The following is a 15,878-nucleotide window of genomic DNA, read 5'->3' as shown; positions in this document are numbered from 1 at the left end:
CTCTAGAATCTGTAATGTGCAAATGCCTTGTTGGCCTCTGCCATCTTATGCATGTCTTCTTTCTTCTTCACGGATGCACCGGTATTGTTCATCGCATCCAGAAGTTCATTCGCCAGTCTCTCCTCCATGGTCTTTTCGCCTCTCTTACGAGAGTAGGTTGTCAACCAACGAAGAGCCAGCGCCTGACGTCTGTCAGCTCTTACCTCGATCGGAACCTGGTAAGTTGCTCCACCGATACGTCTTGCTTTTACTTCCAAAGAAGGCATCACATTATTCATTGCCTCCTCGAATACTTCAAGTGCTGGTTTGCCTGCTTTTTCTTCAACTTTGGCAAATGCTCCGTATACAATCTTCTGAGCGACACCCTTCTTACCATCTAACATAATGTTATTGATAAGCTTGGTAACCACTTTATTATTGTACAGCGGATCTGCCAGCACGTCTCTTTTCTGAGTATGTCCTTTACGTGGCACGTTACTTCCCTCCTTAATCATTCTGTGGCTTACGCCATTTTCGATTATCTCATAGGTACTCACACAGATTACTCACAGCCCCTGACTGGGCAGCGCCCATCTGGGCTGCTTGGCTGTCATCCAGCCAATGTATGTTCGCACTGGTAAAATTCTATCATATTTAACCCGCAACCGACAGGGTATATGGAATAACCGTACAAATTGTAATCGTCTCTGTGATTCTATTGATTCAATAATCTTTTGTCGAATTATTTTTTAGGTCTCTTAGCTCCGTATTTGGAACGAGCCTGTTTTCTGTTAGCAACACCTGCGGTGTCCAGAGTACCTCTGATAATGTGGTATCTGGTACCTGGCAAGTCTTTTACCCTTCCTCCACGGATCAGAACAACACTGTGCTCCTGCAGGTTGTGTCCCTCACCTGGAATATAGCTGGTAACCTCGATTCCATTGGAAAGACGAACTCTGGCGATTTTTCTCAAAGCTGAGTTCGGCTTTTTAGGAGTTGCGGTTTTAACAGCGGTACAAACACCTCTCTTCTGAGGAGAAGACATGTCACTCGTTTTCTTTCTTAAAGAGTTGTAGCTTTTCTGCAGCGCTGGTGCTGTAGATTTCTTAACTGTAGTCTGTCTTCCTTTTCTTACTAACTGGTTAAATGTTGGCATTCCATTTCACCTCCCGATTTTCTCTCCATTTCATGTTCATGGGTTCTGCGGCTGCTATTAAAATTAGGCATGAAAAAAGATTGCGCTTTTCATGCACGCTCGATCATTATAGCCCGCGAAACCGCTGCTGTCAAGGAATTCCGCAAAAAAAGTTTGACTTTCTGTAACTATTCAGCCATGCAACTGATAAGGACAAAAATCCGGAGCAAGCCTGCTTGCAGAGGAGTTTTGCTCTTATCAGGCATATGGCGCTTAGCCATAAGCGAGGATTTCGCCGCATATGCGGCGATATAAGCAGCAAAACAGCCAATCCGAGCGGTTATAGCTGAATAGTTACGACCTTCTTGTATCATTCTGTCAAAAGAGGTATAATACCAGGGAAACAGCGGCCAAAACTGCTCTTAATATAAGTAATTACAGTACGTGAGGAGGCGCTATGAAAAAACATCTAACAGTATTTTATATTCTTTTATCCCTATTGGGAATTATTGCCGCTATTGGAATTTTTATTCTGGGTTTTACAGCCTTAAAAAAAGCACAGAGTACCCAAGAACATGTAGAACAGACTTTGGAGCAAGCTGAAGCTCAAAAAGAGAGTCTGCAAGCGCAGGAGAAGCAGATGAAAAAAGTACAGAAAACAGAAGAACAAAAACAGATCGCAGCAGAGGCCGCCAAGAAAGCCGCTGAGGAAAAAGCAAAGGGGGAAGCTGCTGCTGACGATGAGGACACTTCCAACAAGCCCTCCGTCTTCAACAGTTCAGGAAGCACCGGCGAAAACGTCAATACCGCTTCCAATGGCCATGTAGTGTGTATCGACCCCGGGCACCAGGGCGAATGGGTAGATATGAGCGCCACAGAACCTAACGGCCCAGGTTCCTCTGTGCCAAAAGCAAAATGCAGTACAGGAACCTCCGGCAGCTACACCGGTCTGAACGAATATCAGCTCAATTTGGATGTCTCACTGAAACTTCAGCAGATTCTCATCGACCGGGGCTATCAGGTCGTCATGACCCGTACTGACAACGACGCAGCGATCAGCAATGCTGAGAGGGCCTTATTTGCTTCGGACAACGGCGCTGAAATCATGGTACGTGTGCATGCCAATGGAGACGACTCCCACACTGCCAGCGGTGCACTTACTATGAGCCCATCTTCTGGCAATCCCTATGTGGCCGACCTCTATGACGAGAGCAACCGACTCTCCCAGTGCATCATTGATTCCTACTGCGCAGCCACAGGTTTCAACAATCGGGGAATCATTTACACGGACGATATGACGGGTATCAACTGGAGTAAAATTCCTGTCACCATCGTAGAAATGGGGTTTATGACTCATGAAACGGATGATCGCCAGATGGCTGATCCTGCTTTCCAGGAAACCATGGCCGCAGGTATCGCGGACGGAATCGACGCCTACTTCGGCTTAGCACAATAACACAGGTGGTATTATTATGAAGAAAATATCTAACTCATCCTCCTCTTTTCGCACAGATAATCGAGGAAATACCGGCTTGATCGTGCTGATCACAGTATTGGTCTGCCTGGTTGTTTTTTTAACTGTTGTCTTAGGAATATTCGCCAAGAAAACTGCTTCTATAGACAAACAAGTCACAAAATTAGAAAAAACCGTAAAGGAAATATCAACTCTCTCCGGGACATTAAACTCAGCCAGCGCCAATGACACTACTTCCTTCTCCGCAGATGAGGCACAGGCCGAACAGAGCTCCTCCAAAGACAATAAGTCCAATTCCGCGGAAGATGGCACGCTCTCTTCTCCCAAAGGAGAGACCAAAGTAGTCACTGGCGATCTGTCAGATCTTCAAACCCAGCTTCAGACACAGGTAGATACTCTAAACGCCTCTGACGGCAATTGGGCTATCTACGCTGAAAATCTGAACACAAACGCCAGCTGTACCGTCGGAGACTCTCAGATGCAAGCGGCTAGCCTAATCAAGCTTTTTATCATGGGTACGGTTTATGAAAACTATGACGCGGTCTGCGAAGCCGGAGGCGGCCGGGAAACTGTAAACAGCGCACTCACCTCCATGATCACAGTCAGCGACAACGACGCAGCCAATAATCTCGTCACCTGGCTAGGCGGCGGCGATTCCTCTGTCGGCATGGCTGCTGTAAACTCTTTCTGTGAGGAACACGGCTATACAAACACTCATATGGGCCGTATGCTCCTGGCAGATAATACAGGTGACGACAACTACACCTCCGTGACCGACTGCGGAAAGCTTCTCCGGGAGATTTACAATAATAGTGAATCTCTCACCTACCCTGAACTGATGTATAAGCTTCTGAAACAGCAGGAACGTCGAAACAAAATTCCTGCCGGAATCCCTGACATCGACGGCGCACAGGTCGCCAACAAAACCGGAGAGCTGGACACTGTGGAAAACGATGCTGCCATTATATACAGCGCACCGCGCAATGATTTTATTCTGTGCATCATGGCTCAGAATCTCACCAACACCGCCCAGGCCCAGGCCAATATCCAAGCGCTGTCCAACGCAATCTATGGCTATTTCAACCAGTAAAACCCGAGAACTTTTCATAACAAAGTGGGCACGCCCATTTCAACTCCCCATCCCTCAATCTTTGAGGGGCGTGTCTCACTTTGCGCACCACCTTGCGGTGAAATCCCTTATTGCGGCTGTACATCCTGGCCGGGGGAGGACTTTTTATTTACTAGGAAAATCTGTTGGATTTCCTAGTAAATAAAGAGCGGCGCCCCTCATCCTTGAAGGAGCGCCGCCTATTCATACTCTTCTTAAATAAGACGCAAGAGCATAACCACTCTTCCCCCCATACTCCACCTGGTAAAATCCATTTCCGGCTTCGCCATAAAAGATCACTGTCTCCCCAAGAGGAATCTGACAAATCTCAGATGCAGAAGTACTAGGACTCGTCCGCAGCGTAATGCTCTCCTGACAATTCACTACCTCATAAACCTTTTCCGTGCCATTGCCAACTACCGCATCGGGCGACAGATAAGAAGAGAGTGCATAACCCGTATTTCCATTATAGATAACCTTACTGAAACCATTTTCTGCTCCGCCCACATAACTGACCGATGCTCCTAGGGGAATCTGACAGATCTCAGATGCAGAAGTACTGGGACTCATCCGCAGTGTGATACTCTCACGACAGTTCACCACGTAATAGGTTGGGTAAGACTGCTGCCGACTATTCTCGGATGAATTCGGCACTGTGGACAGATAAGAAGCCAAACCATATCCTGTTCTCCCATCATAGATAATCTTATAGAATCCATTCTCCGCCGTCTCCACATAGCTCACTGACGCTCCTAGAGGAATCTGGCAAATCTCAGACGCTGAGGTACTAGGACTCGTCCGCAGTGTGATACTCTCACGGCAGTTCACCACGTAATAAGTTTCATAATTTACCGAATTTGGAGACTCAGAAGACTCCAATGCCGCAGGCTCCTGGACCATATCAGGATTTTCCTCGTTTTCTGGCACAGTGCTGTCCTCTTTAGAGGCTGGAACATCCGTGGGAGTCGGCAACGGTGATGCCTCCGTTTTCTGCACCTCCTCCTGACTGCTGACTTCCTCCTGACTTGAAACTTCTGTGTTGTCGGAACTCAGAAAAACCATTGAGCACAAAAAGCCGGCCGCAATCACTGCAGCTGCCCCAACTCCCAGAAAAACAATCTTATTTTTATTCTTTCTGACGGGCTTTTCTGACATCAGACTGTTTTGCCGGACATCTTTCGGAACTGTTCTTCCAATTGCCACGGTCTCCTCTTCCTGAGGAGAAATTCCCCGTCTTTCTCCCCTCGCCGCTCTTTGCAGTTCTTCTCTTAACTGCACCGCGCTCTGATACCGATACTCCGGGTAATAGCTGCACGCCTTCAGAATAATCCCTGCCATTGTCTCACTGGCCTCACAGGGCACAGGCGGCTGTTCTCCACTCATTCTCTTTTGCAGCGCCTCTTCCCTGTCCTGATAAGTCAAAACCTCTCGGTATGGGTCCAAAAACGGCCCTCGGTTATGATTTAAAAGGCGGTACAACACAACGCCGAGAGAATAAGTATCTATGCTGGCATCATATTCTCTCCCGTAGAAGACCTCCGGTGCCATGTAGGAGTAGGTTCCCTTTTGAGACATTGCTCTGCCCGTCTTCTCCAGCTTTCTGGCAATTCCAAAATCTCCTAACTTGAAATTTCCCGTCGGCGAGACAAAGATATTCTCTGGCTTAATATCCCGATGGATTATTCCCTGCCTCTCACAGAGAATCAGTGCACTACAGATATCAACTCCCAGGCGAATTACTTCTTTCTCAGTCATCTTCCTATGACGGAGATACTTGACAAAACTTTCCAAGAGCTCCATCCGTATATAGATATCCCAGCGGATGGCATCTGGATGTTCCACCACTTTAAAGTCTTCCACCGCGACAATATTGGAATTTCCTTTCAGACGCTCCATCATCTCAATCTCATTGATACATTCGTCCACAATTCCTCGCAGATACCTACGCACGGATTTCTCGTCCATGCCTTCCATTCCCAGTTCATCCATCTGGGCACCGCTGTAGGGAATTGTGACAATCTTGATTGCCGAGTAAAATTCCCGTGTTCCTTCCACTCTCCTGGCCCTGTATACTTTTCCAAAGGAGCCCTCTCCTAGTTTATCTATCAGTTCCCATTCTGGCCAGCCCGAATATCTCTCTTCCATATCCCTTCCCTCCATTTATTTCTCATCTGCCACTTTGATATATCCAAAGATATCCCGGAAGCAGTTTCTCATTCTTTTCCATAATAACTGGAAATTCTTCTGAATCCAGCGGACAGTCTCCTGTCCCATTCTCCACTGTGATTGCCGCAATCCCTAATTTTAATACAAAATAATCACTGCACCCTGCACTATCTGTTCCATCTGACACCGTAGAATGAGCCTCATATCCTGTAATCTCACTGACTGTCTGTGCCAATTTCTGGTCTTCCAAATACACCTGACCCCGGCTGCCATAGTCCCAGTACACCAGATTTCCCGAAGAATGGTAAGCCATACAGCCCACGACAGGGTATCTTTGGGGAATGCTCAAAATCGCCTGTGTCTCCGTCTCACTAGCTGGTACATCCCCCTTGTATCTCTCTGAAGATGGGCGAAGGCTTCCTTGAAACTCCTGCCATCCCACATCAAAATTACGATTTAAATCCACTCCTCTGGCATTGGCTTTCCAGTTCTTCCAATAATCTCTACCGTCGGCCCCATCAGCCTCCCGGCACTGTTTCAAAATCTGCCGGCACTCCTTATCATGGATTCCTTTAGGTCCATACTGGCTGATCGTCACACCATCAGGATTTGCCATGGGAATCACGTGCACACACAGGCCCTGAAGGAGCTCCTCATAGGTCATATTCCGATAACTTCCAATTTCATAGTTTCGAAGAAACAATTCTAGCTGTCTCATCGCCACCTGAGTGTTCATATATTCCCTGCCATGTATCGACGCCTGAATCATCAAATGGCGCTCAGCCTTTTCATCCCCCAGAACAGCCTCCTTGATACTTCTTCCATCTGCTGTAACTCCCAGCTCCTTCACCTGGATTTGTCCCGGAAAACACAGCTCCATAGTCTCTAGATCTTTCACCATCTGCTCATATGTGTACAGGCTATCCTGCGTCTGCACAATCTCTTTCGGAATCTCTGTCACTGGCGGTTCCTCCCTTTTCTCGGACTCTGAGCGCCTGACTTGGCCGGAAGTCATTTCCAGCTTTTCGCTGCCTTGGTCCTCAGACTGTCCTGACCTTTGATGCACCACAAAATACAGTCCTACGCCCAGCAGAAAACAACCGATGAATCCCAGCACCATCCAAAAACCCTTTCTCTTCATCTTATGTCTCCTCTCCAGACTCTTCTACAACTCCTCCGCCTCATAAGACATTTCCCAGATCTCTGAAAACACAGCCAGAGGACAATCTGTCAACAGACACATTAAAATAAAACACTCATAAGGATTTACGATATACAGTTCTCCCATGGAACACTCTTTTAAAATCTGTTGAATCTCGCGCCGGAAAAAGCGGTATCTCTCCTTGGCATCCGCGTCTTCCATCTCCTGGGAAATGATAAAAAATTCCAGGGTAATCAAGTCAAACCTCTCCACCTGCTGTTTTCTGTTCAAGATCTGGTTGATTCGCTGACGGCTCAGTCTCTTCTGAGCAAAATGCTTTGACAGAATCGAGGCAGACATCTTTTTCAGGTTTCCCATATTGTCTACAGGCACACCGTTAAAAATCACTTTTTCCACATCCCCCGGGGATATGTCCTGTGCTTTCCACCTTTTGCTGCCTCTGACTTCCTCCACGTCTTTTTGATACATTCTCGCAATAATTCTGCGGCTATGCTCCATGAGCCTGACGAACCATCGGTAAGCCTCCTGATCGCTCTTTAGGCTCCCTTCCCGCAGTAAGCCCAGATATTTCCAGACCCCTTCATGGGTATTCAGACGAATCTGACCGCTTCTTAACACATCCAGACAGTCCTTCAAATCTCTTTTCTGTCCCGTAACGGGGAGTTCTTCATACCGCTGCTTCATCCTCTGTGCAGCCTCATAGCCATGGTGGTTCCGATAACAGTACCAATAGATCACCTCGCAGGGATCTGTAAAATCAAAATCCCTCTCCCTCTGCGCTTTCAGTAAAAACTCTTTGACTTCACCGACCTCCATACCCAGACCAAATCCCAGCAGAAAAATAGTCTCCCTTTTCACAGACGCCTGAGTCAGCCAATTCGCCGCCAATGTTCTAAGTTTCGTCGATGTCGGTCTCATCGATTTCGGAGTTCCTGTCTGTTCAAAAGACTGGATAATAATATTCTTATAATCCTCCAATGGGACCAGAGAAAACGGCTTGGCAATCATCGAACGTTCATAGAGATACCTTCTCAGATAATCCCCAAAAGATACCATCCCCATTTTCTTATAGAGATACTGGAAGATCACTTGTGCATCCTGGTCTTCAAATTCATCTAAATTTACTACATGATAGAAATCTTTATAGGCACGCTTGGTAAACTCAAAATCTCTCACCGTGTTTTGTACTGTCCGCTCAAAGTCCAAATCCTGCCATAAACTTCCCATCTTCAACACCTTCCCGATTTACGGCTGCCGTCTGAGGTACCTTACAAAAGACCACAGCAGGCAGCACGCTTGATTATTTTTTTACACTTCTCAAAACTAATCCACTCAGAATACAGAACACTGCCACAAAAACCACCAGAAGAAACCAATCCTGCGCGATATGAGCTTTGGTAAACTCAAAAAATGCCTCAGCCTCATGAGGAAACTCCTGTATCTCTCCATTGACCTCAACGGTATACTCTAACCCGTTCAGATTCGCGGACGACCCAAATCCCTCCACGGACCATCGGCAGATCGTAAACCAGGACAGAACCGTAGTGACTCCTTTCAGCTTAAACAACAGACCTGAGAACAAAATCTGAGGCATCAGCAAAATGGGCGCTGCCGTCATGGCTCGATCTGGATTTTTAAACAAGGATGACGCAAAAAGACCCATAGCTGTCGCAGAAAACGCCGTCAGGAATGCCGTCAGAAACATCTCCAAAAATGGCGGCAGAAACAGCCCCTCTTCCGGAATTCCTACCGTCAGCCAAAAAACTCCGATCAACAACAGAGACTGAACCAAGCACAGGACCCCCAGAACTAAGAGCTTAGATGTGATGTAGGCCCCCAAATGCAGCCCAGTCATATATTCTCTACGCAGTATTGCTCGCTCCTTGCAGACTTCCTGAATCGCATTCAACATTCCTATCCAAAACGCAGAACAGGACAGGGCGAAAAGAAGAGATTTCGTAATATCATACCGCTCAAACTGATAACCATTTTTCACCAGAGAAATCAGCAAGGCCAAAATCGGCGCTTGAAGCAGCACCATAGCCAGCCTCTGCCTGTCGTTAATCAAAAGCTGTAAATATCTAGAACTCAAAATCCCTGTCTGCCTCAAACGGCTATGCTTACTCTTAGCTTTCTTGCTATAAGACTGCCGGGAATGCACTTCTTTGTACCCGCCGCCTTTTCGTTCTCTCTGGGCTTTCTGATTATACAGACTTTTCCACCGCATTGGGTCTTCTGTCATCATGTTATACACATCCACCAGGTTGTCCACGTGGAAAAATTCTTCCGCTTCCCGGGTGTTCCCATAAAAGCACAGATTACCACCTCGGCCCATAAAAACAATTTTATCGCATACCTGCAAATTCAGCGTACTATGTGTAACTAGAACTACAGTCTTTCCGGTGTTTGTCATATTTTTTAGAGTACGCATCAAATTTCGCTCCGTACCTGGATCTAACCCAGACGCCGGCTCATCTAAGAAAAACAAGGTTGGGTCCGACAACAATTCCACTGCGATACTGGCCCTCTTCTTCTGGCCGCCACTCAGTTGGCGTATCATAGTATTCTCTTTGCCTTTTAGTTCCACAATATCGATAACTTGATGCACCCGCTGCCGTCGCTCTTGCTCAGACATATCATCCGGTAGCCTCAGCTTCGCCGCGTAATCCAGCATCGAAAACAAGGTCAAGTTATCGTAGACAATGTCCTGCTGTGGTACATACCCAATAATGTTTTTCAAGGCATCATAGGTGTCATATAACTCCTCTCCGTTAATCAGAACCTGGCCGCTGGTCGGACGGTTATATCCACAAATCGCATTCATCAAAGTCGTTTTTCCCGCGCCAGACCCGCCGATAATAGCCACCAGCTCTCCCGGCTCAATGGACAAACTGACATCGTTACAGATATTAAAAGTCTCTCCCTTATTTTTCACTGTCCTCACAAGATGGACTGCTTCGATTCCCAGCCCGCGTTTATAGCTGCAATAATAGAGGCACCCGTTGGCAAAAATCAGACGGGTATCCACAATTCGTAGCACATCTTTTTCTTTAAGCGGTTTTCTCCCCTGAACTCTTCTGCCGTTGACGAAGGTTCCATTGGTGCTGCTGTGGTCCACAACGAAGAAGGCATCACCCTCTCTTACAATACTGGCATGTCTCTTAGATACGCTGACGTGATTTAAGACTACGTCGCACCGCTGCTCTCTTCCTATCAAAAGCTCTCCGGCCTTTCCCATCTCCCGTTTTTTCCATGAGTGATGTTCTGAAGAAGTATTGAAGAAAAACAGTACTCCGCTTGTCACACTTCGCCTCTCATCATCAATTCTCAGGATATCTCCCTCTCTCAAAAGACCACTGGCTACTCTTGTCCCATTGAATAAAAGCCCATTGGTGCTGTTCAAGTCTTCCACATACACTCCATTGGCCGTCAGCCGAAAAAATCCATGATGCTTGGACACATTGGGCGAAGGCAGTACCAAATCATTATCCGGAGACCGTCCAAATGATATATACTCTTTGTGAAACTGTCCCAAGTCCACCTCTCTGGGCGACTGTTCTCCCACAAAAACTGTCAGACGACGCATTCCTCTCCCGCTCATATGGTACCCTCCATAATGGCTGGTACAATCCATCCCTCCCTGATTCATAAATAACCACTCCTTCTAAAATTTTCGATACCACTTTTCGGCTTTTTCTGCCCGTAGCTCACACAAGATGATTGTCGTGTTGTCTCTCCCACCTCTTCCCATAGCAGCCTGCAACAGATAAAAAACTGCATCTTTCACCTCGCTGTAGGCCCCCATAATCTGGGCGATTTCCTCGTCACTGAGCATATCCGTCAGCCCATCCGAACAGATTAAAAACCGATCTCCTTCATGGTATTCCCCGCTGACCACATAGGGTATCAGCCTAATTTCTTCCTCTGGGAGCCCTATATACTGAGTCAAAGGTGCTTTCTTATAGTTTCCGTTGACGCGTGCCACGTGATCTTTCGAAATTTGCCGAAAAGCTCCATCATACGCCTGGTATACTCGGCTGTCCCCCACGTTGCAGACTCCAATCCGCGTTCTTCCAAATACAAGCAATGCCGCCGTCGCCCCCATGCAATCTACCCTGTGTTCCCAGGCATAACGGCACACCTCATTGTTCATGGAGATACAAGAGTTTCTGAGAAACTCCTCTACATAATCCTGACACTCTCCCTCATCCTCTTGGTAACACTGCTGAAAGGTATCTGCCGCTAAAAAAGCCGCTGTCTCTCCACAGCTCTCTCCCCCCATTCCATCAAATACCCCAAAAGCAGGAACTGTCTTTTGACTCACCTGGCCCTCCACAATTGTCGCCATTCCACCGTTGAGCCTTTCCAAATAATTTCCCAACACCCAGAAATTATCTTCATTGTTTTTTCTAACTTTCCCTCGGCTGCATGTATAAGCATACTGAATTTTATATGACATTTTTGCCTCCTAATTATAGTCAAAACCGCTTTCGTCAGTTGCGTCAAAGGCAGTCTCATCTTCTGAGACTGCCTTTGCCAAGTTCAAGACTCGCAAGCGAGTCTTGGCGCGGGATTCAGGTCGGCATCAGACGACATCATTCACCTCCAAATCCCTGCGCATCCTCGCGGAGCGTTTATCAGACAGGGAATTGACACCCGCCACGGATACCAATTTCTTGTTCACTCCCTACAGAGACGGGAGTCTTCCCCATCTGATAAAGATTTTTTACTATATATACCTAATATCTTCTTCTGTAATTGGCATACTGTTCAATCTCCACTGTCCATTCTCTTCCACAAAGTCAAAGCTCAACTTTAAGTTTCCTTCTGAGATATCCTGACTCAACACTCCCATGAATTCCGAGACGTAATGCTTCTTTCCCTGACCTTCCATCTCCATAAAAACCTGGCCTGCCACTCCTGTCTGGTCTGGCGAAAGCTCTCCTTCCAACTCGTAAATTTCAAAAAAAGTAACTCCCTCTATCCGCCCGTCACTGCGTATGTCTTTGATTTCATTGTACTGCTCAGACACCTCGCCGCTCTCTATCGCTGTCTCAGAGAACAACTCGCTGACCGTTCCAAAATCTTTTCCTGACAACGCGTTCTGAAGAATCATCTGCAAAGCAGCCCCGGAACGTTCTACCAATTCCGTCTCCAATTTCTTAGAAGGCCTCAAAATCACCTCATACTCAAAACCCTGATCGTCTGTTCCCAGAGTCAGGTTCGTCTGATAAGTCTCCATTCCTTCTTTTTTTACCTTTATCTGATAATCCCCTGAAAAAAGCTGCGGAACCTGCAATTCTATGGTTCCATTTTCATCAGAAACGCCTTCCATCGAAACCTCCTGCCCATTCAATTCCAACTGACTGCCCACGGGCAAATAAAACGTGACATCTCTCACTGTCAAATCCTCCACCGTCACTCTCCAATTCTGAAAGAACAACCAGTTCCTTCCTTTGGATACCAACGTCGTCACTTGTTCTTGAGGTTTTCCGCTGTCCCAGGCGGTATCTTCATAAATCACCGTGAAACCCTTTGTCTCTCCTTCCTCGCTTTCACCTTCCATAGACCATGAGTCCACACCTGCTCGATTCCTCATGGCATTCACAAACATCTGCCTGGTCAAAAACTCTGAATCAGACACATCAAGGCAGTCGTAGACACGATTCCAATCTCCTTCCTCGCGCGCCTCCCAATAATTTTCCAGAATTTTCTCTGGCTTTGTCATGGAATTACCAATCACACCAAAGAGTACAGCCAAAGCTATAAGTAGAACTGCCTCGACTCCGATGATAACTTTAGCCAGATTGGAATTTTTCTCATCTCCCTGAAAATCTTCCTCAGACTCCAGTAAATACCGACAATTCATACAGAACCTGGCCCCCTGGGGATTGTCTTTTCCACACCTCGGACAAATCATCCGACCCTCCCCCTTTCTATTGGCTGCCAGCCGCCACATAACTGGAATACGGCACCGGTTCCATATTGTCGTAATAAGTCTCCAAATTATCTGTAAATTTTTCGTCCGACACGGTGACTTCCGCATGTTGGCCTATTTTCTTTTCGGAGAGCACAAAAAATCCTATCAACACCAAAAACAACGCACAGACGACCCCCAAAATAGCTGCTGTCAGCTGCCAAGTTTTTTGACTTTTTTGTGGCACGTATCTTGAACGCAACGACATGTTCTATCTCTCCTTCCTGTTATTTATTATATATTTTCAATAATAATTACCCACTGACATTAATGGAAGGGAACTAATTACCGATACCAACAAAAAGAACACAATCACTACAATCAAAATATAGAAAATAAGCTCTCCCGTCAGCAGCGCGTAAAGTCTACGGTCTGGATTGATTTCCACCGCATTCCGATACCCCTCGACGAAAAACAGATACGAAGCCAGCATTCCCAAAATCAGTATCATCACTGCCGGCAGCAGCAATATTCTCGAAGAAATAGAAAACAGCAATGAACTGATTAGCGTCGCCAAACTATTAATTAAATACTTATACCCTACTGTACAAATCATTTTGTGAATCGTGGTCTGCCCTCGAAAGGCTTTCGCCATGAGCATGAGCACTGCTGCTTCTAAATACGCAACAGCAAAAACTCCCACAAGCGACAGCAAAAATATTTTCAACACGGGTAGCTCCACCATCCCGTAAGACAGGGACTTCATTTTTTGATTCAGGAAAAGCGCTGACAGCAAAATCAAAATCGGCTGAACACTCAGCATCTCTAGTCCTAAGATACTGCTATTCTGCTTCGATATCGTACGCATCGTGGTATCTGGACGGCTCAAAAGTGCCGGTATCTGTGCGAAAATATTTCTGGTATGTCTGAACAAATCCTCTTTTCCACCGTTCTGCCGCTTTTCGTTAAAGGCACTCTGATGGAGGTTCTGACGGCCATCTCCCTTCCATTCATTTACATCCTGATAATATTCCTGCCGATATGGTTCCTGATTATAACCGCTCTGTGAATTTGGTCCCTGACGGTAATCCCCTTGTGGATATGTATCTGACCGGTAGCCTCTTGACTGGTGTGATTCCTGACGGCGTTTCTGCCGGCCTACTTCCCCCCAATATAGCTCCTGATGGTAATTTCCCTGTGGATTCGGCTCCTGACGATAGCCTCCCTGTGAGTAATTTCCCTGTCGGTAACCTCCCTGGAAATACTCATTTTGCTGCCCTGGTCTTTGGCCGTAAGTGTCGGACGGGAAACCTTCCCTGCGATATGGCTCTTGGCGGTAATTCCCCCGTTCATATCCACCCTGACGGTATACTCCCTGGCGATAATTGTCTCTTTGACCGGACCTCTGTTCGGCACCTTTTGCCCCAGCATCTGTTTCTCTTTCCTCTCTAATCATCCGGTTCTGACAGTCACAGCTCTCGCCTTCCTGTAATTCTCTCCCACAATTAGTACAAAACCTTGCCATGTATTCCCCTCCTCCTATGTGCCTCTACTATACCAAAATCATAATTTCACCTGTAATTTTAATTATACCAAAAAACATCTGTTTTTTTAACACTTTCAGCAGAATTGAATAGGAAAAGACCTTCTTCCCTATCACCGTGATATTGCGGATTGCTCCGTACATCGCACTCCCTCAATCCTGACAGGCATTCGCACTCCGGCGCATACGCCTGCGTGCTCATATCTGTTGCCCCGTCCAATGTCTGTGCATCTCGGCAAGTAAGCTTGCCTGCCGCTGTCCGGAAGCTTATGCAGTAAAAAAATACAGCAAACAGGATTATTTCCTGTTCACTGTAGCACTTTAACCATTTATTCTATTGTCCTCGCTGGTATTCTCTTCCTCCTCTTCATTTCTCTGTTCTTTTGGGGAAAGCTCATTAAAATATTCCCAAAATCGCTTTCTGGCCTCCTGGTATTTTGCCCTACTGACAGGGATTTTCCGTCCACTCTCCAATATAATTCCTTCCGCCGCAAAGCTAGCTATCTGATTCATATTCACCATGTAGCTTTTATGACACCTTAGAAAATTCTCTGGCAAGAGCTTTTCCAGTTCGTCCATTTTCATATAGACTGTCCACTTCTCCCTGTCGCCCATAAGTGTGATAACTCGCTTACTACTCTCAGCATAGTGAATACTTCCGCACTTCACTCTGTATAAAATCCCTCTATTTGCCAAGACTATGCTCTTATTCTCTAGCTCCTGAGCGCGTTCCCATCCTTTCTTTAAAGCTTCCCAAAGCTGCTCAGAACAAATAGGCTTTTTCAAAAAATATACCGGATTCACTGCAAAAATCCTGGAAATATCCGCCAAAATGTTTCCCGTAAAAATAATTGGTATCTCATGGTGTCTCTCTAAGATCTTTCCAGCAACTTCTAACCCACTCGTCTTTCCCAATTCCATATCTAAAAAGATGACCGTAGGCAACTCCTCTCCCTTTTTGATCTCCATCAGCATTTCTTCAGGCTCCTGAAAAGTCATAATCTCATCTCCGGTACTCAGATATGCCTCCATCATTCCTGTCAGCTCTTCCAGCGCCTTTTCATTTCCATCGCACACTAAAACTCTGCGAGCACCCATAATTTCATTCCTTCTCGTATCTATAATTCTACTCTAATTACTTTCCACTCTCTGATATACTTCTCAACCAGTTATGATATCATTGATTTTTTTAGAAACATCATAGTTAATTATATCAGGATTTTACCCCCCGGTATACTTTCTATTACATTTAAACGACTATTCATTACATTTAGATTTCAACCAACACCAGCACATCCTTTCAAACTTGAGGAGCACACTCTACGAAAGAACAAAGTAGGCAAAACCACTTCAGCTCCCCATCCCCCCAATCTTTGAGGGGCGCAGCTCACTTT

At 46.2% G+C, this 15,878-nt stretch carries 13 protein-coding genes; 2 read left to right on the top strand and 11 right to left on the bottom strand.

The features are described 5' to 3' along the window. Positions 1–2: 2 nt before the first annotated feature. Complete coding sequence (rpsG, locus tag BLHYD_RS00925) at positions 3–473, bottom strand: 30S ribosomal protein S7 (protein ID WP_021845425.1); 471 nt, start codon at positions 471–473, stop codon at positions 3–5. Between the two features lie 248 nt (positions 474–721). Then, positions 722–1,135, bottom strand: a complete 414-nt coding sequence (gene rpsL, locus BLHYD_RS00920) for a 30S ribosomal protein S12 (protein WP_005947857.1) — start codon at positions 1,133–1,135, stop codon at positions 722–724. A 436-nt stretch (positions 1,136–1,571) separates the two neighbouring features. Between rpsL and BLHYD_RS00915 the strand changes: the two genes are divergently transcribed. Further along, the gene (locus BLHYD_RS00915) at positions 1,572–2,570 is read left to right on the top strand and encodes an N-acetylmuramoyl-L-alanine amidase family protein (protein ID WP_005947855.1); all 999 of its coding nucleotides are present in this window, start codon (positions 1,572–1,574) and stop codon (positions 2,568–2,570) included. A 16-nt stretch (positions 2,571–2,586) separates the two neighbouring features. Then, the gene (locus tag BLHYD_RS00910) at positions 2,587–3,678 is read left to right on the top strand and encodes a serine hydrolase (RefSeq protein WP_005947853.1); all 1,092 of its coding nucleotides are present in this window, start codon (positions 2,587–2,589) and stop codon (positions 3,676–3,678) included. Positions 3,679–3,900: 222 nt separating this feature from the next. Here the strand turns inward: BLHYD_RS00910 and BLHYD_RS00905 are convergent, their stop codons facing one another. The 9 genes from BLHYD_RS00905 to BLHYD_RS00865 form a co-directional block, all read right to left on the bottom strand. Beyond that, on the bottom strand, positions 3,901–5,841 hold the full coding sequence (locus BLHYD_RS00905; RefSeq protein ID WP_260784452.1) for a serine/threonine protein kinase: 1,941 nt from the start codon (positions 5,839–5,841) through the stop codon (positions 3,901–3,903). Between the two features lie 22 nt (positions 5,842–5,863). Further along, entirely contained in the window at positions 5,864–7,003 is a 1,140-nt protein-coding gene (locus BLHYD_RS00900; RefSeq protein WP_005947847.1) for a M14 family zinc carboxypeptidase, read from the bottom strand. A 24-nt stretch (positions 7,004–7,027) separates the two neighbouring features. After that, positions 7,028–8,251: a hypothetical protein gene (locus BLHYD_RS00895; protein WP_005947845.1), complete on the bottom strand. Its 1,224-nt coding sequence runs from the start codon at positions 8,249–8,251 to the stop codon at positions 7,028–7,030. A gap of 73 nt (positions 8,252–8,324) precedes the next feature. Next, the gene (locus BLHYD_RS00890) at positions 8,325–10,673 is read right to left on the bottom strand and encodes an FHA domain-containing protein (RefSeq protein ID WP_005947843.1); all 2,349 of its coding nucleotides are present in this window, start codon (positions 10,671–10,673) and stop codon (positions 8,325–8,327) included. Positions 10,674–10,688: 15 nt separating this feature from the next. After that, positions 10,689–11,483 carry a PP2C family protein-serine/threonine phosphatase gene (locus tag BLHYD_RS00885; RefSeq protein WP_005947841.1) on the bottom strand — a complete coding sequence of 265 codons (795 nt, stop codon included), beginning with the start codon at positions 11,481–11,483 and terminating at the stop codon, positions 10,689–10,691. Positions 11,484–11,753: 270 nt separating this feature from the next. Beyond that, a complete protein-coding gene (locus BLHYD_RS00880) occupies positions 11,754–12,944 on the bottom strand; it encodes a zinc-ribbon domain-containing protein (protein WP_021845429.1) in 1,191 nt (396 codons plus the stop codon). A 16-nt stretch (positions 12,945–12,960) separates the two neighbouring features. Continuing rightward, the gene (locus BLHYD_RS00875) at positions 12,961–13,209 is read right to left on the bottom strand and encodes a hypothetical protein (protein ID WP_005947837.1); all 249 of its coding nucleotides are present in this window, start codon (positions 13,207–13,209) and stop codon (positions 12,961–12,963) included. 36 nt (positions 13,210–13,245) lie between these two features. Further along, positions 13,246–14,466 carry a Yip1 family protein gene (locus BLHYD_RS00870; RefSeq protein ID WP_040350473.1) on the bottom strand — a complete coding sequence of 407 codons (1,221 nt, stop codon included), beginning with the start codon at positions 14,464–14,466 and terminating at the stop codon, positions 13,246–13,248. 339 nt (positions 14,467–14,805) lie between these two features. Continuing rightward, on the bottom strand, positions 14,806–15,582 hold the full coding sequence (locus tag BLHYD_RS00865; protein ID WP_005947831.1) for a LytR/AlgR family response regulator transcription factor: 777 nt from the start codon (positions 15,580–15,582) through the stop codon (positions 14,806–14,808). Positions 15,583–15,878: the final 296 nt, after the last annotated feature.

Source organism: Blautia hydrogenotrophica DSM 10507 (assembly GCF_034356035.1).
Taxonomy (GTDB): Bacteria; Bacillota; Clostridia; order Lachnospirales; family Lachnospiraceae; genus Blautia_A; species Blautia_A hydrogenotrophica.
This window is presented reverse-complemented; position numbering and strand designations above follow the sequence as displayed.